A 19,796-nucleotide genomic window follows, 5' to 3' on the forward strand; every position below is an offset into this window, starting at 1 on the left:
TCAAAAGACAACCCGCACAACCGATCCACGTCGTCGTCGAGCGCGTCGAAAACCTCGACGATCTCCTCACGACTACTAACACCCACCCCTCAAACCCTACGAACACCCACCGACAAAAAAGACCACATTGTGACCTCTGAAGCCAAAGTGACACAAGGGATTTGCGAGAAAGTGCGGGATGCTCGGCTAGTCGCGGTCGGGTGGGTTCGTCGCGTACACCCAGGACAGGAACCGCGCGACGGCCTCGGCGGATCGATGCGCCCTGGGCGAACTGAAGATGTCGAAAGCGTGCTGCGCGCTTGGTAATTCGGCGTACGCGACAGGGGACTTCGACACCGCGCGCAGCTCCTCGATGAACTCCTGGGCCTCGCCGACGGGGATCAGCGAATCGTCGCAGCCGTGCAGGACGAAGAACGGCGGCGCGTCGGCCCGCAGCCGCCGGATCGGCGAGGCGTCGACGTAGACGTCGCGGTGCGCATCGTATTCCCGCTTCACCACGAACTTTTCGAGCAGGGAAACGAATTCGGGGCGGCCTTCGCCCTCGGTGGAAAACCAGTCGTAGCGGCCGTAGATCGGGACGGCGGCCGCCACCGAGGTGTCGGCTTCTTCGAAGCCCGGCTGGAATTGCGGGTCGTTGGGGGTCAACGCCGCCAATGCGCACAGGTGTCCGCCCGCGGAGCCGCCGGTGACCGCGACGAAGTCGGGGTCACCGCCGTAGTCGGCGATGTTCTCCTTGACCCACGCCAGCGCGCGTTTGACGTCGACGATGTGGTCCGGCCAGGTATGGCGGGGGGAGACGCGATACCCGATCGACACGCACACCCAGCCGCGGGCGGCCAGGTGGCTCATCAGCGGGTAGGCCTGCGGCCGGCGCATCCCGATCATCCAGGCCCCGCCCGGCACTTGCAGCAGCACGGGAGCCTTGGCGTCCCGCGGCAGGTCGCGGCGGCGCCAGATGTCGGCGAGGTTGGCGCGGCCGTTCGGGCCGTAGGACACCACGTTCGTCTTCTCGACGTACCGCCGGCGCGCCACGGTGTTGCCCAGCGGGAGGCTGCGCCGCCCGCTGCGCGTGGGCTTGGCGTGCGGCAGCTTGCCCAGCGCCTCTTCGTAGTCGTGACCGAGCTGCTCGCGCAGGCCCGCCTCGAGCACCGGGCCGGGGGTGGTGATGGCGCGGTAACGGATCACCCCCAGGATCGCCCACGACGCGGCCGTCATGGCCAGCGCCGCCTTGCCGCGCCGCCCCGCGAAGTGGCCGCGCCGCGCGCGTCGCAGCGCGTCCAGCAGCGAGACGGAGAAGTAGATGCCAGGCACCTCCGACGTCGGCCAACCGAACCAGAAGACCAGCACGGTGCTGTAACCCTTGCGCGCCAGCGGCCGTAATCCGTTGGCGGCGTTGGCCAGTTCCAGTGCGGCGCGTGCCAGCGGCCGGGGGCGCCGCAGGTCCGAGAGGCGGCGGCGCATCAGCCGTTGACCCGAGATTGCAGTTCGTTGCGCTGGATCTTGCCGGTGCTGCCCCGCGGGAGTTCGTCGAGGACGGCGATCTCGCGGGGCACTTTGTAGTTGGCCAGGTTTTCCCGGACATGCTGCTTGAGCGTCTCGGGCGTGGCCTGGGCGCCCGCGCTCAAAACGACGAATGCCGCCAAACGCTGGCCATACTGCTCATCGTCGACGCCGATGACCGCGGCCTCGGCCACGTCGGGGTGCGCCGCCAGCGTCTTCTCGACCTCGATCGGATAGACGTTCTCGCCGCCGGAGACGATCATCTCGTCGTCGCGGCCGACCACGAATAACCGGCCGGCCTCGTCGAGGTAGCCGACATCGCCCGACGACATGAACCCCGCGTGAAAATCCTTGGTGGTGCCCGAGGTGTATCCCTCGAACTGGGTGTCGTTGCGCACGTAGATGGTGCCGACCTCACCGGCGGGCAGTTCGTTGAAATCGCTGTCCAGGATCCGGATTTCGGTCCCGCCTGCCGGGCGGCCCGCGGTGTCGGGTGCCGCCCGCAGGTCCTGCGGGGTGGCGGTGGCGATCATGCCGGCTTCGGTGGCGTTGTAGTTGTTGTAGATCACGTCGCCGAACTCGTCCATGAACGCAGTCACGACGTCGGGTCGCATCCGCGAGCCGGATGCCGCCGCGAATCGCAATGACTTGCAGCTGTACCGCTTTCGCACCTCGGGCGGCAGCTCCATGATGCGGTCGAACATCACCGGCACCACCGCCAACCCGGTCGCCTGGTTCCGGTCGATGAGGTCCAGCGTCGCCTCCGGGTCGAACTTGCGCCGGGTGACCACCGTGCACGCCATCGACGCCGCGAAGATCAACTGGGAAAAGCCCCACGCGTGGAACATCGGCGCCACGACCACCACCGTCTCCTCGGCTCGCCACGGCGTCCGGTCCAGGATGGCCTTGAGGGTGCCGATGCCGGCGTTGCCCCCGGTTTGATTGGCGCCCTTGGGAGTTCCGGTGGTGCCGGAGGTCAGCAGGATCATCCTGCCCTTGCGGCCGGTGCGCTCGGGCTGTTGGCCGCTGTGATCGGTGATGAGCTTCTCGACGGTCAGCTCGTGCTGCCCGTCGGTCCAGGCCACGATGCGGGTGGCGTCCGGCTTGTCGGCCAGCGCGCGGTCGACCGTCTCGGTGAACTCCTCGTCGTAGATGACGGCGTCGACGCCTTCGCGGTTGACCACCTCGGCGAGGGCCGGTCCGGCGAACGACGTGTTGAGCAGCACGACGTCGGAGCCGATCCGGTTGGTGGCCACCACCGCCTCGACGAAGCCGCGGTGGTTGCGGCACATGATCCCGACGACCTTGGGTTGCCCTGACGGCAGATCCTGCAGCGCCGCGGCGAGCGCGTTGATCCGCTCGTCGAGCTGGCGCCAGGTCAGCGTGCCGAGCTCGTCGACCAGGCCCGCCCGGTCGGGGCAGCGTTGCGCAGCGCTGGCGAAGCCCACGGTCATCCCCATGCCCTCGCGGCGCATGGCGGCGGCGATCTTCAGGTAGCGGTCGGGCCGCATCGGGGCGATCATGCCGGCGCGCCGCAGGGTGGTGAGGAGGCCGAGGGCTTGGTTGATCGGAGAGGCCACGGTTCAGCCCAGAATCGGGAAACGTCGCTTGGCGGCGAGGTCCTTGAGGGCCTGCTGCATCACCGATCGCACATGCTCGTCGACCTCGTCGACGTCCGGGTCGTCACCGAATTGCGCGGTGATGTCGATCGGCTTCAGCACCTGCGTGACGATCTTGGTGGGCAGCGGCAGATTGGGCGGGATCACCGCACTGAAGCCGAAGGGGAAGCCGAACGACAGCGGCAGGATGGCGCTGCGCAGCAAGCGTTTCACCCCCAACCGCTCGGCCAGCCAGGTGCCGCGCGACAGGTAGAGCTGCGTCTCCTGTCCGCCGATGGATACCGCGGGCACGATCGGGACGCCGGCCTCGATGGCCGTCCTGACGTATCCCTTCCGGCCGTCGAAGTCGATGACGTTCTCCGAGAGCGTGGGCCGGTATGCGTCGTAGTCGCCGCCCGGGAAGACGATGACCACCCCGCCGGACCGCAAGGCCTTGGCCGCGTTCTCCCGGCTGGCCCGGATGTATCCGGTGCGGCGGAAGAACTCGCCGGTGGGGCCGGTCATGAGGATGTCGTGGCTCAGCGTGTAGATCGGCCGGTCGTAGCCGAACTTCTCGTAAAAGTGGACGCTGAAGATGGGAACGTCCATCGGGAACATGCCGCCGGAGTGGTTGCCGACGACCAGCGCCCCGCCGGGCGGGAACGAACCCAGGCCGTGCACCTCCGACCGGAAGTATGTCTTCATGGCCGGGCGCATCACGCTCATCAGGCGCTGGGTCAAGACGGGGTCGAATTTGCCGATGTCGCCGACATCGGAGTGATCGTTGTCGGTCACGTTCCTCCCTTGACGCTCCCGCGAGGCCGCCCTAGGTATGAGGGGCCGCGTTGAGTTCCTCGATGGTAGCGACCGGCGCGCGGCGGCCGTCATGGTGTTTATCTCTTTCCGCGTCCGCGGATATGGTGCCCGCCGGTTCCCGGCGCTATTGTTACGACGCCCTCAGTGAAATCTCGAGAAACGGGACCCGATGGACGTTGCCGGTTTGTCCCCCGAGCGCAACGCCCGCTCGGGAGGCGCGCGCAGGAGTGCCCCCAGCGACCGGCGCTCCCGGCGGCCCCATGCCAGCGTGGTTCGCACCGAACCGGCCCGTCGCAGTCAGGGACCCGCGCCGTCCGCACCGGCCACCGACCGCCCGGCCGGTGACGTCGATCCGACCACCCCGGACGCGGCGGACCACCGCCAGGCCGACTACTTCGTGCGGCTGCTCTCGCAGAACCGCAGGCTCATCGAACAGCGGCTCGACGACTACCGGAAGGCGATCGTCGCCGCGCAAGCCAGCGGCGACGTCGACGCCGTCTGCAACCTTCGCCGGATGGCGCGAATCGAGGAACAGGACCGGGACAATCTCGACGGCATGCTCGAGAAGTTGCGCCGCCGGTTTGTTCGCCGGACGCCGGGGGACCCCGCCGCCCTCTCTGCACGGCCACGCTCCGCGGTTCGGTAGCAATTCGCTTATCGCGCAGCAATTTTCGTTGCTTGGGTGACCGACGACGGGGCGCGTCGCGCCGATTCAGCCCCAGCCGAGCGGCGGTGCCGATACATTTGACGGGCCAACTGGTTTCTTCCGACACCGAGCGAGGCCGCCCATGGGATTCATGACACCGGACCTTCCCGACGTCGATCGCAAGACCTGGCCCACACTGCCCCGGGCCACCCGGCTGCAGGTCGTGACGCGGCACTGGGCGGAACACGGCTTCGGGACACCGTATGCCGTGTATCTGCTGTACCTGATCAAGATCGCCCTGTACATCGCCGTCCCCGCCGCGATCATCTCGCTGACCCCGGGCCTCGGCGGCCTCGGCCGCATCGCCGACTGGTGGACGCAGCCGATCGTCTACCAGAAGGTCATCGTCTTCACGCTGCTGTTCGAGGTGACGGGCCTGGGTTGTGGGTCCGGCCCGCTCACTGGACGGTTCATGCCGCCCATCGGCGGAATCTTGTACTGGCTGCGGCCCAACACGATTCGGCTGCCGGCGTGGCCTGGGAAGGTGCCGTTCACCGCCGGTGACAGCCGTACCGTCGTCGACGTTGCGCTGTACGCAATCGTTTTGGCCGGCGGGGTGTGGGCGCTGCTGTCGCCCGGCCACGGCGGGCCGGTCACCGCTGCCGGCGACGTTGGTCTGATCGACCCCGTCCGCGTCATCCCGACGATCGTCGCGCTAGCGGTCCTGGGCCTGCGCGACAAGACCATTTTCCTGGCCGCGCGGGGCGAGCACTACTGGCTAAAGCTGTTCGTGTTCTTCTTCCCGTTCACCGATCAGATCGCGGCATACAAGCTCATCATGCTGTTGTTGTGGTGGGGCGCCGCAACATCCAAGCTCAACCACCACTTCCCGTATGTGGTGTCGGTCATGACGAGCAATAACGCGCTGCTGCGGCCCAAACTGTTCAACCCGATCAAGCACATGCTGTACCGCGACCACATCAACGATCTGCGTCCCACCTGGTTGCCGAAGATGATGGCCCACGTCGGTGGCACCACAGCCGAATTCGTGGTTCCGACGGTGCTGGTCTTCTTCGCCGGCGATCACCCGTGGCGGTGGTTCCTGATCGGATTCATGGTGATCTTCCACCTCAACATCATTTCCAACCTCCCGATGGGAGTTCCGTTGGAGTGGAACGTCTTCTTCATCTTCTCGCTCTTCTATCTGTTCGGGCACTACGCCTCGATCCGTGCCACCGACCTGCGTTCGCCGCTGCTGTGGGCCCTCGTCATCGCCACGGTGGCACTCGTGATCGCGGGAAACATGTTCCCCAAGAAGATTTCGTTCCTCCCCGCGATGAGGTATTACGCCGGCAACTGGGCGTCCAGCGTGTGGTGCTTCCGCACCGGCGCGGAGGAGAAGGTCGACGCCGAGATCGTCAAGAGCTCCGCCCTCGTCGTCAACCAGCTGGCCCGGCTTTACGACCCCGAGACCGCGGAGATCATGGCGGACAAGACGGCCGCCTTCCGGGCCATGCACGTGCACGGCCGCGCGCTCAACGCCCTGGTGCCTCGCGCCCTGGGGGGAGAGGCCGACGAAGCCAATTACAAGATCCGCGAGGGCGAAATCGTCGCCGGGCCGCTCGTCGGCTGGAACTTCGGCGAGGGCCATCTGCACAACGAGCAGCTGCTCGAAGCCGTGCAGCGCCGTTGCCACTTCGAGGACGGCGACGTGCGGGTGATCGTCCTCGAGGGACAGCCCATCCACATCCAGAAGCAGTGGTACCGCATCTTCGACGCCAAGGCCGGACTGATCGAGGAAGGCTATGTCAACGTCGAGGACATGCTCGCCCGCCAGCCGTGGCCGGAGCCCGGTGACGAGTTGCCCGTGCATGTGATCGATGGCGGCGACCCGCCGCGCCCGGCTCCGCCGCGCTCGCGATCGCCGCGGACCACGCAACGCAGCGCTCGATGACCACCGCCGTCGTGGTCGGCGCCGGCCCCAACGGCCTGGCGGCGGCGATCCACCTCGCCCGTCACGGCGTCGACGTGCAGGTGCTCGAGGCGTGCGACACCGTCGGCGGGGGAGCCCGCTCCGGCGAATTGACGATGGCCGGCGTCATCCACGACCACTGCTCGGCGTTCCACCCGCTGGGCGTCGGTTCGCCGTTCTGGAAGGAGATCGACCTGCAGCGCTACGGGCTGCGGTGGAAGTGGCCGGAGGTCGACTGCGCGCACCCGCTCGACGACGGCACCGCCGGCGTGCTCTATCAGTCGCTGGATGAGACCGTGGCCCGGATGGGGGCCGACGGCGCCCGCTGGCGGCGGGCGATAGGGGATCTGGCGGCGGGATTCGATGAACTGGCCGAGGATCTCATGGGGCCGGTGCTGGGCATCCCGCGTCACCCGCTCCGCCTGGCCGGTTTTGGGCCGCGGGCGCTGCTGCCGGCCACCACCATGGCCCGCTGGTTCCGCACCGAGCAGGCGCGCGCGCTCTTCGGCGGCGCGGCCGCGCACGTCTACACCCGGCTCGACCGGCCGCTCACCGCGTCCCTGGGGTTGATGATCCTGGCCAGTGGACACCGCTACGGCTGGCCCGTCGCGCAAGGGGGCTCCGGGTCGATCAGCCAAGCGCTTTCCGCGGCCCTGCAGGAGTACGGCGGCTCGGTGGCGACCGGGGTGACCGTCAGCAGTCGCAAAGACATCCCGGACGCCGACATCGTCATGCTCGACCTCAGCCCGGCCGCGGCGCTCGCCATCTACGGCGACGTGATGCCGGGCCGGATCAGGCGGTCGTATCGGCGGTACCGCGAGGGCTCGTCGGCGTTCAAGATCGACTTCGCCATCGAGGGCGACATCCCATGGACCAACCCCGATTGCGCCCGGGCCGGCACCGTGCACCTGGGCGGCACGTTCGCCGAGATGGCGGACACCGAACGTCAACGCGCGCAGGGCAAGATGGCCGACCGGCCCTTTGTGCTCCTCGGGCAGCAGTACCTTGCCGACCCGTCCCGCTCGGCGGGCAACGTCAACCCGATCTGGGCGTACGCGCACGTGCCGTTCGGCTACGACGGCGACGCCACCGCCGCCGTCGTCGGCCAGATCGAGCGGTTCGCGCCGGGGTTCTCCGACCGCGTCCTGGCGACGGTCAGCAAGGGGCCCGCCGAGTTGCAGGCCTACAACGCGAACTTCATCGGCGGCGACATCATCGGCGGCGCCAACGACGGGCTGCAGGTGATCTTCCGCCCCCGCATCGCCGTCGATCCCTACGCCACCGGGGTGCCAGGCGTCTACCTGTGCTCACAGTCCACGCCGCCGGGGGCCGGCATCCATGGCCTGTGCGGTTACCACGCCGCCGAGTCGGCGCTGAAGTGGCTGAAAAAGACCCGCCGCGACTGAGGTCACATTGTCCGCGGGAACCGGGGCGGCAACCGCGCATGTTGCTCATCTAGGCTGACCACGAGCGCGTATTCAGCGGACTCAGTAAAGACATCGCCAAGACAGGGAGAGATCAAGTGACGGTCCGAGTAGGCATCAACGGCTTCGGTCGAATCGGACGCAATTTCTACCGGGCCCTACTGGCCCAACAGGAGCAGGGCACCGCCGACATCGAGGTGGTGGCGGTCAACGACATCACCGACAACCACACACTGGCGCATCTGCTCAAATTCGACTCGATCCTGGGCCGGCTGCCCTACGACGTCAGCCTGGAAGGCCAGGACACCATCGTGGTGGGCCCGCACAAGATCAAGGCCCTCGAGGTCAGGGAGGGTCCGGCAGCGTTGCCGTGGGGCGACCTGGGCGTCGACGTCGTCGTGGAATCCACCGGCCTGTTCACCAACGCCGCCAAGGCCAAGGGCCACCTGGACGCCGGCGCCAAGAAGGTGATCATCTCGGCGCCCGCCACCGACGAGGACATCACCATCGTCCTGGGCGTCAACGACGAGAAGTACGACGGCAGCCAGAACATCATCTCCAACGCGTCGTGCACCACGAACTGCCTCGGGCCGCTGGCCAAGGTCCTCAACGACGAGTTCGGCATCGTCAAGGGGCTGATGACCACCATCCACGCCTACACCCAGGACCAGAACCTGCAGGACGGGCCGCACAAGGACCTGCGCCGGGCGCGCGCCGCCGCGCTGAACATCGTGCCGACCTCCACCGGCGCGGCCAAGGCCATCGGGCTGGTGCTGCCGGAGCTGAAGGGCAAGCTCGACGGGTACGCGTTGCGGGTGCCGATCCCCACCGGCTCGGTGACCGACCTCACCGCCGAGCTGTCGAAATCCGCCAGCGCCGAAGACATCAACGCCGCCTTCAAGGCCGCAGCGGAAGGCAAGCTGAAGGGCATCCTGAAGTACTACGACGCCCCGATCGTCTCCAGCGACATCGTCACCGACCCGCACAGCTCGATCTTCGACTCCGGCCTGACCAAGGTGATCGGCAACCAAGCCAAGGTGGTGTCCTGGTACGACAACGAGTGGGGCTACTCCAACCGCCTCATCGACCTCGTCGTACTGGTCGGCAAGTCACTGTAAGCATGGCCGTTCCTACTCTGAAAGACCTACTGGCCGAAGGTGTTTCGGGTCGGGGCGTGCTGGTGCGTTCCGACCTGAACGTCCCGCTCGACGACGATGGCGCCATCACCGACCCGGGCCGGATCACCGCGTCGGTGCCGACGCTGAAAGAGCTCGTCGACGCCGGCGCCAAGGTGGTGGTCACCGCGCACCTGGGGCGGCCGAAAAACGGGTCCGACCCGAAGTTGTCGCTGGCGCCGGTGGCAGCGGCGCTCGGCGAGCAGCTCGGGCGGCACGTGCAGCTCGCCGGTGATGTCGTCGGCGGGGACGCGCTGGCCCGGGCCGAGGGACTCACCGACGGCGACGTCCTGCTGCTGGAGAACATCCGCTTCGATTCGCGCGAAACCAGCAAGGACGACGGCGAGCGGCTCGCGCTCGCCCGCGAACTCGCCGAATTGGTCTCGCCCGGAGGGGCTTTCGTCTCCGACGGGTTCGGCGTGGTGCACCGCAAGCAGGCCTCGGTGTACGACGTGGCCACGCTGCTGCCGCACTACGCCGGCACGCTGGTGGCCGACGAGATCCGGGTGCTGGAGCAGTTGACCAGCTCCACTACCCGGCCCTACGCGGTGGTGCTCGGCGGGTCGAAGGTGTCCGACAAGCTCGGCGTCATCGAGTCGCTGGCGACTAAGGCCGACAGCATCGTGATCGGCGGCGGTATGTGCTTCACGTTCCTTGCCGCACAAGGCTTTCCGGTGGGGAAGTCGCTGCTGGAAGAGGAGATGGTCGACACCTGCCGCCGGCTGCTGGACACCTACGTCGACGTGCTGCGGCTGCCCAGGGACATCGTGGTGGCCCAGCAGTTCGCCGCCGACTCGCCGCCGCAGACGGTGGCCGCCGATGCCATCCCGGACGACATGATCGGGCTGGACATCGGCCCGGAATCGGTGAAGCGCTTCGCGGCCTTGCTGTCCAACGCCCGGACGGTCTTCTGGAACGGTCCCATGGGCGTGTTCGAGTTCCCGGCGTTCGCCACGGGCACCAGGGGCGTCGCCGAGGCCATCGCCGCGGCGACCGGCAAGGGCGCGTTCAGTGTGGTGGGCGGCGGCGACTCCGCGGCCGCGGTGCGCGCGCTGGGCATCCCGGAGGGCGACTTCTCGCACATTTCCACCGGCGGTGGCGCGTCGCTGGAATACCTTGAGGGCAAGACGCTGCCGGGCATCGAAGTTCTCGGGCGGCCGCAACCAAGTGGAGGAGACGCGTGAGCCGCAAGCCGCTGATCGCCGGCAACTGGAAGATGAATCTCAACCACTTCGAGGCGATCGCGCTGGTGCAGAAGATCGCGTTCGCGCTGCCGGACAAGTACTACGACAAGGTCGACGTCACGGTGTTGCCGCCGTTCACCGACCTGCGCAGCGTGCAAACCCTGGTCGACGGCGACAAGCTGCGGCTGACCTACGGCGGCCAGGATCTGTCTCAGCACGACTCGGGCGCCTACACCGGTGACATCAGCGGGGCCTTCCTGGCCAAGCTGGGCTGCAGCTTCGTCGTGGTCGGCCACTCCGAACGGCGCACCTACCACAACGAGGACGACGCGCTGGTGGCCGCCAAGGCCGCCGCGGCCCTCAAGCACGAGCTGACCCCCATCGTGTGCATCGGCGAGCACCTGGACGTCCGCGAGGCCGGCGGGCACGTCAGCCACTGCGAGGAGCAGCTGCGCGGCTCGCTGGCCGGGTTGTCCGCTGAGCAGATCGACAAGGTCGTGGTCGCCTACGAGCCCGTGTGGGCCATCGGCACCGGCCGGGTGGCCAGTGCCGCCGACGCCCAGGAGGTGTGCGCCGCGATCCGGGCGACGTTGACGACCCTCGCCTCGTCCAAGGTCGCCGACACCGTGCGGGTGCTCTACGGCGGCTCGGTGAATGCCAAGAACATCGGCGACATCATCGCCCGCGACGACATCGACGGGGCCCTGGTCGGCGGCGCGTCCCTGGACGGTGAGCAGTTCGCGACGCTGGCGGCGATCGCCGCCGGCGGGCCCCTGCCGTGACGCCGCGGCCCCGCCGGTAAGATTCAGCGTCATGGAGCTGGCCCTGCAGATCACCCTGGTGGTCACAAGCGTGCTCGTGGTGTTGCTGGTGCTGCTGCACCGCGCCAAGGGTGGCGGCCTGTCGACGCTGTTCGGCGGCGGTGTGCAGTCCAGCCTCTCCGGCTCGACCGTGGTGGAGAAGAACCTGGACCGCTTGACGCTGTTCATCACCGGCATCTGGCTGGTGTCCATCATCGGGGTGGCCCTGCTGATCAAGTACCGGTGACCCGTCGGCGGGCGGAGCGCGTGATCCGCACCGATACTGGGACGCATGGTTGACGTTTCCGACATCGCGCTCGAACCCATCGGCGCCGTGCAACGCACGCTCGTCGGTCGCGAGGCGACAGAGCCGATGCGCGCCGACATCCGGATGCTGGGCGCCATCCTCGGCGACACCGTGCGCGAGCAGAGCGGGGACGAGGTTTTCGACCTGGTGGAGCGCGCCCGGGTGGAGTCGTTTCGGGTGCGCCGCTCCGAGATCGAGCGGGTCGACGTGGCGCGCATGTTCGACGGCATCGACATTCACCAAGCGATCCCGGTCATCCGGGCGTTCAGCCACTTCGCGCTGCTGGCCAACGTGGCCGAGGACATCCACCGGGAACGTCGCCGCGCCATCCACGTCTCCGCCGGCGAGCCGCCGCAGGACAGCAGCCTAGCCGCGACCTACGCGAAACTCGATGGGGCCGAACTTGATTCGGCCACGGTGACCGACGCCCTGCGGGGCGCCCTGATCTCCCCGGTGATCACCGCCCACCCGACCGAGACCCGGCGGCGCACCGTCTTCGTCACCCAGCACCGGATCACCCAGCTGATGCGATTGCACGCCGAGGGGCACACCGAAACCGATGACGGGCGCAACATCGAGCGCGAGTTGCGCCGCCAGGTCCTCACCCTGTGGCAGACCGCGCTGATCCGGTTGTCCCGCTTGCAGATCACCGACGAGATCGAGGTCGGGCTGCGTTATTACGCCGCGGCGTTCTTCCAGGTCATTCCGCAGGTCAACGCCGAGGTCCGGGACGCGTTGCGGGCCCGGTGGCCCGACAGCGACCTGCTCGCCGCGCCGATCCTGCGGCCCGGCTCATGGATCGGTGGCGACCGCGACGGCAACCCGAACGTGACCGGCGACGTGGTACGCCAGGCCACCGCCAGCGCCGCGTTCACCGCGCTGTCGCATTACCTGGCCGAGCTCACCGCCCTCGAGCAGGATCTGTCGATGTCGGCGCGACTCGTCCCCGTCACCCCGGGGCTGGCGGAACTGGCCGAGGGCTGCGGGGAGGAGGCCCGCGCCGACGAGCCGTACCGGCGGGCGGTGCGGGTGATTCGCGCCCGGCTCACCGCGACGGGCGCCGAGATCCTGGACAGCCGACCGCAGCACGAGCTGGACCTCGGCCTGACACCGTATTCCGCGCCGGCCGAGCTGCAGGCGGACTTGGACACCATCGACGAGTCGCTGCGCGCACACGGCAGTGCGTTGCTGGCCGACGACCGCCTCGCCCTGCTACGAGAGGGCGTGAGCGTCTTCGGGTTTCACTTGTCCGGGCTGGACATGCGGCAAAACTCCGACGTCCACGAAGAGGTGGTGGGGGAGCTGTTGGCGTGGGCCGGGGTGCACCCCGACTACGCTTCGCTGCCCGAGGACGAGCGGGTCGAGCTGCTGGCCGGCGAGCTGGCTACCCGCCACCCGCTGGTCGGCGACCGCGGGGGCCTGTCCGACCTGGCCCGCAAGGAGCTCGACGTCGTCGGCGCGGCGGCCTATGCCGTCGGGCGCTACGGCCCGGCCGCGGTACCCAACTACGTCATCTCCATGTGCCGCTCGGTGTCCGACGTCTTGGAGGTGGCGATCCTGCTGAAAGAGGGCGGGCTGCTGGATGCGTCCGGGCCGGAACCGTATTGCCCGGTTGCCATCTCACCGCTCTTCGAGACGATCGACGATCTGCACAACGGCGCGACCATCCTGGACGCGATGCTGGAGCTTCCGCTGTACCGGGCGGTCGTCGACGCGCAGGACGGGCGTCAGGAGGTGATGCTCGGCTACTCCGACTCGAACAAGGACGGCGGTTACCTCGCCTCCAGCTGGGCGGTCTACCGAGCCGAGCTGGCATTGGTCGAGGTGGCCCGCAAGGCCGGAATTCGCTTGCGGCTCTTCCACGGTCGCGGCGGTACCGTCGGCCGCGGGGGTGGGCCGAGCTATCAGGCCATCCTGGCGCAACCCCCGGGCGCGGTGAACGGCTCGCTGCGGCTCACCGAACAGGGCGAGGTGATCGCCGCCAAGTACGCCGAACCGCAGGCGGCCCGGCGCAACTTGGAGAGCTTGGTGGCGGCGACGCTGGAGTCGACGCTGCTCGACGTGGAGGGCCTGGGGGACGCCGCGGAGCCGGCCTACGCGGTGCTCGACGAAGTGGCCACCCTGGCGCAGCGCGCCTATGCCGAATTGGTGCATGAAACACCGGGTTTCGTCGACTACTTCATGGCCTCGACGCCGGTCAGCGAGATCGGTTCGCTGAACATCGGCAGCCGCCCGACGTCACGCAAACCCACGTCGTCGATATCGGACCTGCGCGCCATCCCCTGGGTGCTGGCGTGGAGCCAGTCCCGGGTGATGCTTCCCGGCTGGTACGGCACCGGGTCGGCGTTCGAGCAGTGGATCGCGGCCGGGCCCGAAAGCGAGACCGAGCGGGTGGCGATCCTGCACGAGCTATACGAGCGGTGGCCGTTCTTCCGCGGCGTGCTCTCCAACATGGCCCAGGTGCTCGCCAAGAGCGACCTCGGCCTGGCGGCGCACTACTCGGAGCTGGTCGAGGACGAGGAACTGCGGGACCGGGTGTTCGACAAGATCGTGGACGAGCACCGGCGGACCATCGCGATGCACAAGCTGATCACCGGTCATGACGACCTGCTCGCCGACAACCCCGCGCTGGCCCGCTCGGTGTTCAACCGCTTCCCCTACCTGGAGCCGCTGAACCACCTGCAGGTGGAGTTGCTGCGCCGCTACCGCTCCGGTGACGACGACGAACTGGTGCAGCGCGGCATCCTGCTGACGATGAACGGATTGGCCAGCGCGTTACGTAACAGTGGGTGATGGGCATTCGTAAGCCATGCCTGACATCGCCTCGCCCGTCCCCGCGGCTGAGTTGGCCCAGAACGGCGTCTTCGAACGACTCGCGCGCGTCGGGTTCGTCGTCAACGGGGTGCTGCACCTGATCGTCGGCTATCTCGCGATCCGGGTTGCGCTTGGCGACGGCGGCACCGCGGACCAGACCGGCGCCCTGGCGACACTGGCGGCCAAGCCGGGTGGCCCACTCGCACTCTGGATCGCCACGGCCGCCCTGCTGGCGATGGGCCTGTGGCGGCTCGTCGAAACCGCCCTCGGCCGATCATGCGACCGGAGGTCGGAGGGCCCGTCGTCGGATGCGTCCTCGCGGGCGAAGGCCCTTGGGCTGGCGGCTGTCTACCTGGCTTTTGCCTACTCCGCGTTCGGTTTCGCGCGTGGTGCCGGGAAGGCGGCGGATCAACAGAATTCGGGCATCAGCGCGCGCCTCTTGGAAACGACCGGCGGCACCATCGCGCTCGTCGCGGGCGGGCTGGTCATCGTCGTGGTCGGGTGCTACCACATCTACAAGGGCGCCACCCGCAACTTCGTCGACGATCTCCGGGGTAAGTCGGGTGACTGGGTGCGACGGCTGGGGGTGGCCGGGTATATCGGCAAGGGCGCCGTGATCACCCTGACGGGCGCGCTGGTGATCATCGCCGCGTGTCGCTCGGAACCGAAGAAGGCCACGGGGCTCGACGGGGCCCTGAAAACACTCGGGTCCCAGCACTATGGGGCGGCGCTGTTGATCGCGGCCGGCCTGGGACTCATCACCTACGGGCTGTACAGCTTCGTGATGGCCCGGTCGACGAAGATGTAGGCCTGCGAGGTCTCAGCGGTTCCGCAGTCGGTCCAGAGCTCCGCGCACGGCGTGCTCCGTCATCGCGAGCGGCGTCATCACCGTTTCGCCCACTTTCACCATGCCGTCGATCCGCCCGACGATCGCCTCCACGGGCTCGACCAGGACGATCAGTCGCCTGGCGAGATCGTCCAGTCGCGACAAGGTGCCGTCGAGGTGGTCCAGGCCGCTTTCCATGCGCTCGACCGTGGCGTTGAGGTTGGAAAGGGAAGTGTTGAGCTCTTTCATGGTCGTGCTCAGGCCGTCGAGGACGTCTTCGACCTGCTCCACCGTCTTGTCGGCGTTCAACGCAGCCTGGGTGAGGGTCTTGATCCGGCTTCGCTCTTGCCCACCGCGCACGGTTCTGTCTGCCATGCCCGTCATTATGACCCGGATCTCACCGGGTGCGGGACTAGCTTGGCTGACCCGGGCGCGAGGGGAGCTTGGCCGCGGCCTCCTCGTCGAGCAGCCACAGCGTGCTTTCCTGCCCGATCGCACCGGCGGCCGGCACCGAGACGGGTGGGGCGCCGCCGATCGCCGCGGCCACCGCGTCGGCCTTGGATGCCCCGGACACCATCAGCCAAACCTCGCGCGAACGCTGGATCGCGGGCAGCGTCAGGGTGATTCGCTGGGGAGGCGGTTTGGGGGAGTCCTCAACCGGGACCACCATGCGGCTCGTTTCCAGCACGGCGGGGGTGTCGGGGAACAGCGAGTTGATATGGCCCTCCGGCCCCATGCCCAACAGGTGCACGTCGAAATTCGGGACGGGCTGGCCGGGTTCGGCGTTGGCCGCCAGCAGCTGTTCGTAGGCCAGCGCGGCGGCGGCGAGATCGGTGCCGAATTCGCCGTCGCTGGCCGGCATCGTGTGCACATGGCTGGACGGAATGTCGATCCGGTCCAGCAACGCCTCCCGAGCCTGCTTGTCATTGCGCTCGTCGTCGTCCTCGGGGACGTAGCGCTCGTCGCCCCAGAACAGGTGCACCTTGGGCCAGGCGATCTCGTGCCCCGCCAGGGACTTGAGCAACCCGATGCCGTTGCCACCGCCGGTCAGGACGACGAGCGCCCGGTCCCGGGCCGCCACGGCGGTGCGGATGTTGTCGGCCAGTCGGTGGGCCGCGGCCTCGACCAGCGCCTGTGTCTCCGGGAAAACTTCGATGATGGTGCTCACACGTACTGCACTTTCTCAATGCCCTCTAGCGCTAACTGGTAAATCTCATCGGGATCCAGCCGCCGCAGGTCTTCGGCGAGGCACTCGCCGGTTTCCCTGCGGGCCAAGGGAAGCAGAGCCTCCGGCTTGGCGGTGCGGCTCAGTGTCGCCGTCCTGCCCTCTTGGGGCCGGCTCAAGACGATGGTCTCGCTTTTGCGTACGAGTTCCACCTTGAGCTCGCCGACCGCGCGGCGCACCGGGCCGTCGATGCAATTGGCCAGCCAACCCGCCAGGATGTCAAGGGCCGGTTCGGTTTTCAAACCGGACACCAGGGCCGACTCGATCGGTTCGTGGGGCGCCAGGTCGACCGCGGATGTCAACAGCGCCCGCCAGTAGGTGATGCGGGCCCAGGCCAGATCGGTGTCGCCGGCCGTGTACCCGGGCAGTCGACTCTTGATGGCCGACAGCGGATCGGTTCCGTTGGTGGCATCGGTGATGCGCCGAATCGCCAACTTGCCCAACGGATCCTGCGCCGGAACGGCCGGCGCGACGTCGGGCCACCATGCCACCACGGGGATGTCGGGGAGCAGGAACGGGGTGACCACGCTGGCGGCATGCCCGGCGAGCGCCCCGGACAGATTCAGGATCACCACCTCGGTGGCCCCGGTGTCTCCGCCCGCGCGCAGCTGCGCGTCCAGGCGTGGCTGGTCGGCGTACGCGTCACCCCGCATCGTGACGATGACCCGGCTGGGGTGCTCGTGGCTGGCGTTGTTGGCCGCCTCGAGCGACTCTTCGAGGATGGCGTCGCTGTCGGGCGCGATGATCAGCGTCAGCACCCGGCCCATCGTCACGGCGCCGACCTTCTCCCGCAGTTCCTCGAGTTTCTTGTTGACCGCGGTGGTGGTGGTGTCCGGCATGTCGATGATCACGGCCGCCGCCATTCCCGGCCGGTGCGGCGCAGCATCTCGAACGCCGACTCCGGACCCCAGGTGCCCGCCTCGTACGGCTCGGGCTTGCCGTCGGCCGCCCAGTTGTCCAGGACGGGATCCAATATCTCCCAAGCCAATTCGACCTCTTCGTTGACCGGAAACAGGGACGGCTCGCCGAGCAGCACGTCGAGGATCAGCTGTTCGTAGGCCTCCGGCGACTCCTCGGCGAATGCCGAGCCGTAGGAGAAGTCCATGTTGACATCGCGGACCTCCATCGCGGTCCCCGGCACCTTGGAGCCGAACCGCAGCGTGATGCCCTCGTCGGGCTGCACCCGGATGACCATCGCGTTGGTGCCCAGCTCGTCGGTCATGGTGGCGTCGAACGGCAGATGCGGGGCGCGCTTGAAGACGAGCGCGATCTCGGTCACCCTGCGGCCCAGACGTTTTCCGGTCCGCAGATAGAACGGCACACCGGCCCAGCGCCGGGTGTCGACCTCCAGCGTGATGGCGGCGAACGTCTCGGTGGTGGAGTCCTTGGCGAACCCCTCCTCGTCGAGCAGCCCGACGACCTTCTCGCCGCCCTGCCAGCCGCCGGTGTACTGGCCGCGGCTGGTGGTCTCGTCGAGCGGCTCGGCCAGCTGGGTCGCCGAGAGCACCTTGATCTTCTCGGTCTGCAACGCCGCGGGATTGAAGCTGACCGGTTCTTCCATCGCAGTGAGCGCCAGCAGCTGCATCAGGTGGTTCTGGATGACATCGCGGGCGGCACCGATACCGTCGTAATAGCCTGCGCGCCCGCCCAATCCGATGTCCTCGGCCATGGTGATCTGCACGTGATCGACATAGTGTGCGTTCCAGATCGGGTCGAACAACTGATTGGCGAACCGCAGCGCCAAGATGTTGCGTACCGTCTCCTTGCCCAGATAGTGGTCGATGCGGAACACCGCTTCCTCGGGGAAGACGGCGTTGACCGAGTGGTTGAGGGCCTGCGCGCTCTCCAGGTCGTGCCCGAACGGCTTCTCGATGACCACCCGGCTCCAGCGATCACCCTGCGGACGGGCCAATCCGGACTTGTGCAGCTGTTCACACACCACCGGGAAGGACTTCGGCGGGATGGCCAGGTAGAAGGCGTGGTTACCGCCGGTGCCGCGCTCGGCGTCGAGTTTGTCCAGGGTTTCGGCCAGCCGGGCGAACGACGCGTCGTCATCGAAAGAACCTGGCACGAAACGGAATCCCTCGGCCAGCCGCTCCCAGTTCTCCTCCCGGAAGGGCGTCCGGCAGTGATCCTTGACGGCCTGATAGACCACCTTGCGGAAATCCTGGGTCTCCCAGTCCCGACGGGCGAAGCCCACCAGGGAGAAGCTCGGCGGCAGCAGCCCGCGGTTGGCCAGGTCGTAGATGGCCGGCATCACCTTCTTGCGGGCGAGGTCGCCGGTGACGCCGAAGATCACCATGCCGCAGGGGCCGGCGATCCTCGGCAGCCGCTTGTCGCGCTTGTCCCGTAACGGGTTATGCCATTGTGCAGCGGTACGAGCCGGGCTCATTTCGAGGCGGAACCCAGCTGTTTCTGCGTCTCCTCCAGCAGCTCGGTCCACGAGTCCACGAACTTCTCCACGCCCTCGTTCTCCAGCACCACGAACACGTCGGTCAGGTCGATCCCGATCCCGGCCAGCTTGTCGAACACCTCCTGGGCGCCCGAAGCCGTGCCGGTGACGGTGTCTCCCTTGATCTCGCCGTGCTCGGCCACCGCGTCAATCGTCTTCTCCGGCATGGTGTTCACCGTGTTCGGCGCGACCAGCTCGGTGACGTAGAGGGTGTCGGAGTAGTCGGGGTTCTTCACCCCGGTCGATGCCCACAGCGGACGCTGTACGCGGGCGCCGTTGCCCTTGAGCGCCTCGTAGCGATCGCCACCCTCGAACACCTCCTGGTAGGCGGCGTAGGCGAGTCGGGCGTTGGCGACCCCGGCCTGGCCGCGCAACGCCAGCGCCTCCTCGGAACCGATCTTCTCCAGCCGCTTGTCGACCTCGGTGTCCACCCGGGACACGAAAAACGATGCCACGGAATGGATCTTGGACAAGTCGTGTCCCGCCTCGCGCGCCTTCTCCAGGCCGGCCAGGTAGGCGTCCATCACCTGACGGTGCCGCTCGACCGAGAAGATGAGCGTGACGTTGACCGAAATCCCTTCCGCCAGAACCGCCGTGATGGCCGGAATGCCGGCCTTGGTGGCCGGGATCTTGATGAACAGGTTCGGCCGGTCGACGATCTTCCACAGCTCCACGGCCTGCGCCGTGGTCTTGTCGGTCTCGGCGGCCAGTCGCGGGTCCACCTCGATGGATACCCGACCGTCGACTCCGTCGGAGGCTTCCCACTGCGGCCGCAGCACGTCGCACGCGTTGCGGACATCGTCGGTGGTGACCGTGCGGATGGTGGCGTCGACATCGGCGCCGCGCTCGGCGAGCTCGGCGATCTGGTCGTTGTAGGTATCGCTGTCGGCGAGGGCCTTCTGGAAGATCGACGGGTTCGTGGTCACCCCGACAACGCTTTTGGTGTCGATCAGCTCCTGCAGATTGCCCGACTGCAGCCGCTGGCGCGACAGGTCATCCAGCCAAACGGAAACGCCCGCGGCGGACAGCGCCGCAAGGTTTGGGTTCTGAGTCATGT

The 19,796-nt window shown here is 67.8% G+C and carries 17 protein-coding genes; 9 read left to right on the plus strand and 8 right to left on the minus strand.

The genetic code is table 11. The features are described from left to right. Window positions 1–186 precede the first annotated feature (186 nt). Genes A5756_RS23740 through A5756_RS23750 form a run of 3 tightly spaced genes read right to left on the minus strand, consistent with a single transcriptional unit; the run spans window position 187 to window position 3,824 of the window. Window positions 187–1,461 carry an alpha/beta hydrolase gene (locus tag A5756_RS23740; RefSeq protein WP_066958148.1) on the minus strand — a complete coding sequence of 425 codons (1,275 nt, stop codon included), beginning with the start codon at window positions 1,459–1,461 and terminating at the stop codon, window positions 187–189. After that, the gene (gene fadD12, locus A5756_RS23745) at window positions 1,461–3,023 is read right to left on the minus strand and encodes an acyl-CoA ligase FadD12 (RefSeq protein ID WP_232005403.1); all 1,563 of its coding nucleotides are present in this window, start codon (window positions 3,021–3,023) and stop codon (window positions 1,461–1,463) included. Before fadD12 ends, A5756_RS23740 begins: the two co-directional genes overlap by 1 nt. A 60-nt stretch (window positions 3,024–3,083) precedes the next feature. Beyond that, window positions 3,084–3,824 (minus strand): lysophospholipid acyltransferase family protein, encoded by a 741-nt coding sequence (locus A5756_RS23750; protein WP_231989078.1) that lies wholly within the window; start codon window positions 3,822–3,824, stop codon window positions 3,084–3,086. Window positions 3,825–4,083: 259 nt separating this feature from the next. Here A5756_RS23750 and A5756_RS23755 point away from each other — a divergent pair, with 259 nt between their 5' ends. From A5756_RS23755 to A5756_RS23795, 9 genes are all read left to right on the plus strand, one after another. Then, the gene (locus tag A5756_RS23755) at window positions 4,084–4,560 is read left to right on the plus strand and encodes a hypothetical protein (protein WP_066958153.1); all 477 of its coding nucleotides are present in this window, start codon (window positions 4,084–4,086) and stop codon (window positions 4,558–4,560) included. Between the two features lie 142 nt (window positions 4,561–4,702). Continuing rightward, a complete protein-coding gene (locus tag A5756_RS23760; protein WP_066958155.1) occupies window positions 4,703–6,514 on the plus strand; it encodes a DUF3556 domain-containing protein in 1,812 nt (603 codons plus the stop codon). Then, window positions 6,511–7,938 (plus strand): NAD(P)/FAD-dependent oxidoreductase, encoded by a 1,428-nt coding sequence (locus A5756_RS23765; protein WP_066958158.1) that lies wholly within the window; start codon window positions 6,511–6,513, stop codon window positions 7,936–7,938. Before A5756_RS23760 ends, A5756_RS23765 begins: the two co-directional genes overlap by 4 nt. 116 nt (window positions 7,939–8,054) lie before the next feature. Then, the gene (gap, locus tag A5756_RS23770; protein ID WP_066958160.1) at window positions 8,055–9,074 is read left to right on the plus strand and encodes a type I glyceraldehyde-3-phosphate dehydrogenase; all 1,020 of its coding nucleotides are present in this window, start codon (window positions 8,055–8,057) and stop codon (window positions 9,072–9,074) included. 2 nt (window positions 9,075–9,076) lie between these two features. Continuing rightward, window positions 9,077–10,315, plus strand: a complete 1,239-nt coding sequence (gene pgk, locus A5756_RS23775) for a phosphoglycerate kinase (protein WP_066958162.1) — start codon at window positions 9,077–9,079, stop codon at window positions 10,313–10,315. Continuing rightward, a complete protein-coding gene (gene tpiA, locus A5756_RS23780) occupies window positions 10,312–11,097 on the plus strand; it encodes a triose-phosphate isomerase (RefSeq protein WP_066958164.1) in 786 nt (261 codons plus the stop codon). The genes pgk and tpiA overlap by 4 nt, the downstream gene beginning before the upstream one ends. Before the next feature lie 31 nt (window positions 11,098–11,128). Beyond that, window positions 11,129–11,362 (plus strand): preprotein translocase subunit SecG, encoded by a 234-nt coding sequence (gene secG / locus A5756_RS23785; protein WP_040624202.1) that lies wholly within the window; start codon window positions 11,129–11,131, stop codon window positions 11,360–11,362. A 45-nt stretch (window positions 11,363–11,407) separates the two neighbouring features. Next, complete coding sequence (ppc, locus tag A5756_RS23790) at window positions 11,408–14,215, plus strand: phosphoenolpyruvate carboxylase (protein ID WP_066958166.1); 2,808 nt, start codon at window positions 11,408–11,410, stop codon at window positions 14,213–14,215. Window positions 14,216–14,231: 16 nt separating this feature from the next. Then, window positions 14,232–15,044: a DUF1206 domain-containing protein gene (locus tag A5756_RS23795; RefSeq protein WP_066958168.1), complete on the plus strand. Its 813-nt coding sequence runs from the start codon at window positions 14,232–14,234 to the stop codon at window positions 15,042–15,044. 12 nt (window positions 15,045–15,056) lie between these two features. Here A5756_RS23795 and A5756_RS23800 read toward each other — a convergent pair whose 3' ends face one another. Genes A5756_RS23800 through tal form a run of 5 tightly spaced genes read right to left on the minus strand, consistent with a single transcriptional unit; the run spans window position 15,057 to window position 19,794 of the window. Then, window positions 15,057–15,446, minus strand: a complete 390-nt coding sequence (locus tag A5756_RS23800) for an ATPase (RefSeq protein ID WP_066958169.1) — start codon at window positions 15,444–15,446, stop codon at window positions 15,057–15,059. A gap of 28 nt (window positions 15,447–15,474) precedes the next feature. Then, entirely contained in the window at window positions 15,475–16,230 is a 756-nt protein-coding gene (gene pgl / locus A5756_RS23805; protein WP_066958171.1) for a 6-phosphogluconolactonase, read from the minus strand. Then, window positions 16,227–17,138, minus strand: coding sequence for a glucose-6-phosphate dehydrogenase assembly protein OpcA (opcA, locus tag A5756_RS23810; RefSeq protein WP_066958279.1), 912 nt, complete (start codon window positions 17,136–17,138; stop codon window positions 16,227–16,229). Before opcA ends, pgl begins: the two co-directional genes overlap by 4 nt. Beyond that, window positions 17,135–18,679, minus strand: a complete 1,545-nt coding sequence (zwf, locus tag A5756_RS23815; protein WP_066958173.1) for a glucose-6-phosphate dehydrogenase — start codon at window positions 18,677–18,679, stop codon at window positions 17,135–17,137. Before zwf ends, opcA begins: the two co-directional genes overlap by 4 nt. Next, entirely contained in the window at window positions 18,676–19,794 is a 1,119-nt protein-coding gene (gene tal, locus A5756_RS23820) for a transaldolase (RefSeq protein ID WP_066958175.1), read from the minus strand. Before tal ends, zwf begins: the two co-directional genes overlap by 4 nt. Between the last annotated feature and the right edge of the window lie 2 nt (window positions 19,795–19,796).

This window comes from Mycobacterium sp. 852002-53434_SCH5985345, from assembly GCF_001667155.1.
GTDB lineage: Bacteria > Actinomycetota > Actinomycetes > Mycobacteriales > Mycobacteriaceae > Mycobacterium.

Bases quoted from the DNA above. Each gene is read 5' to 3' on its own strand.
- A5756_RS23740 (WP_066958148.1), bottom strand. From the start codon at position 1,461: ATGCGCCGCCGCCTCTCGGACCTGCGGCGCCCCCGGCCGCTGGCACGC.
- fadD12 (WP_232005403.1), bottom strand. From the start codon at position 3,023: ATGATCGCCCCGATGCGGCCCGACCGCTACCTGAAGATCGCCGCCGCC.
- A5756_RS23750 (WP_231989078.1), bottom strand. From the start codon at position 3,824: ATGAGCGTGATGCGCCCGGCCATGAAGACATACTTCCGGTCGGAGGTG.
- A5756_RS23755 (WP_066958153.1), top strand. From the start codon at position 4,084: ATGGACGTTGCCGGTTTGTCCCCCGAGCGCAACGCCCGCTCGGGAGGC.
- A5756_RS23760 (WP_066958155.1), top strand. From the start codon at position 4,703: ATGGGATTCATGACACCGGACCTTCCCGACGTCGATCGCAAGACCTGG.
- A5756_RS23765 (WP_066958158.1), top strand. From the start codon at position 6,511: ATGACCACCGCCGTCGTGGTCGGCGCCGGCCCCAACGGCCTGGCGGCG.
- pgk (WP_066958162.1), top strand. From the start codon at position 9,077: ATGGCCGTTCCTACTCTGAAAGACCTACTGGCCGAAGGTGTTTCGGGT.
- secG (WP_040624202.1), top strand. From the start codon at position 11,129: ATGGAGCTGGCCCTGCAGATCACCCTGGTGGTCACAAGCGTGCTCGTG.
- ppc (WP_066958166.1), top strand. From the start codon at position 11,408: ATGGTTGACGTTTCCGACATCGCGCTCGAACCCATCGGCGCCGTGCAA.
- A5756_RS23795 (WP_066958168.1), top strand. From the start codon at position 14,232: ATGCCTGACATCGCCTCGCCCGTCCCCGCGGCTGAGTTGGCCCAGAAC.
- A5756_RS23800 (WP_066958169.1), bottom strand. From the start codon at position 15,446: ATGACGGGCATGGCAGACAGAACCGTGCGCGGTGGGCAAGAGCGAAGC.
- zwf (WP_066958173.1), bottom strand. From the start codon at position 18,679: ATGAGCCCGGCTCGTACCGCTGCACAATGGCATAACCCGTTACGGGAC.
- tal (WP_066958175.1), bottom strand. From the start codon at position 19,794: ATGACTCAGAACCCAAACCTTGCGGCGCTGTCCGCCGCGGGCGTTTCC.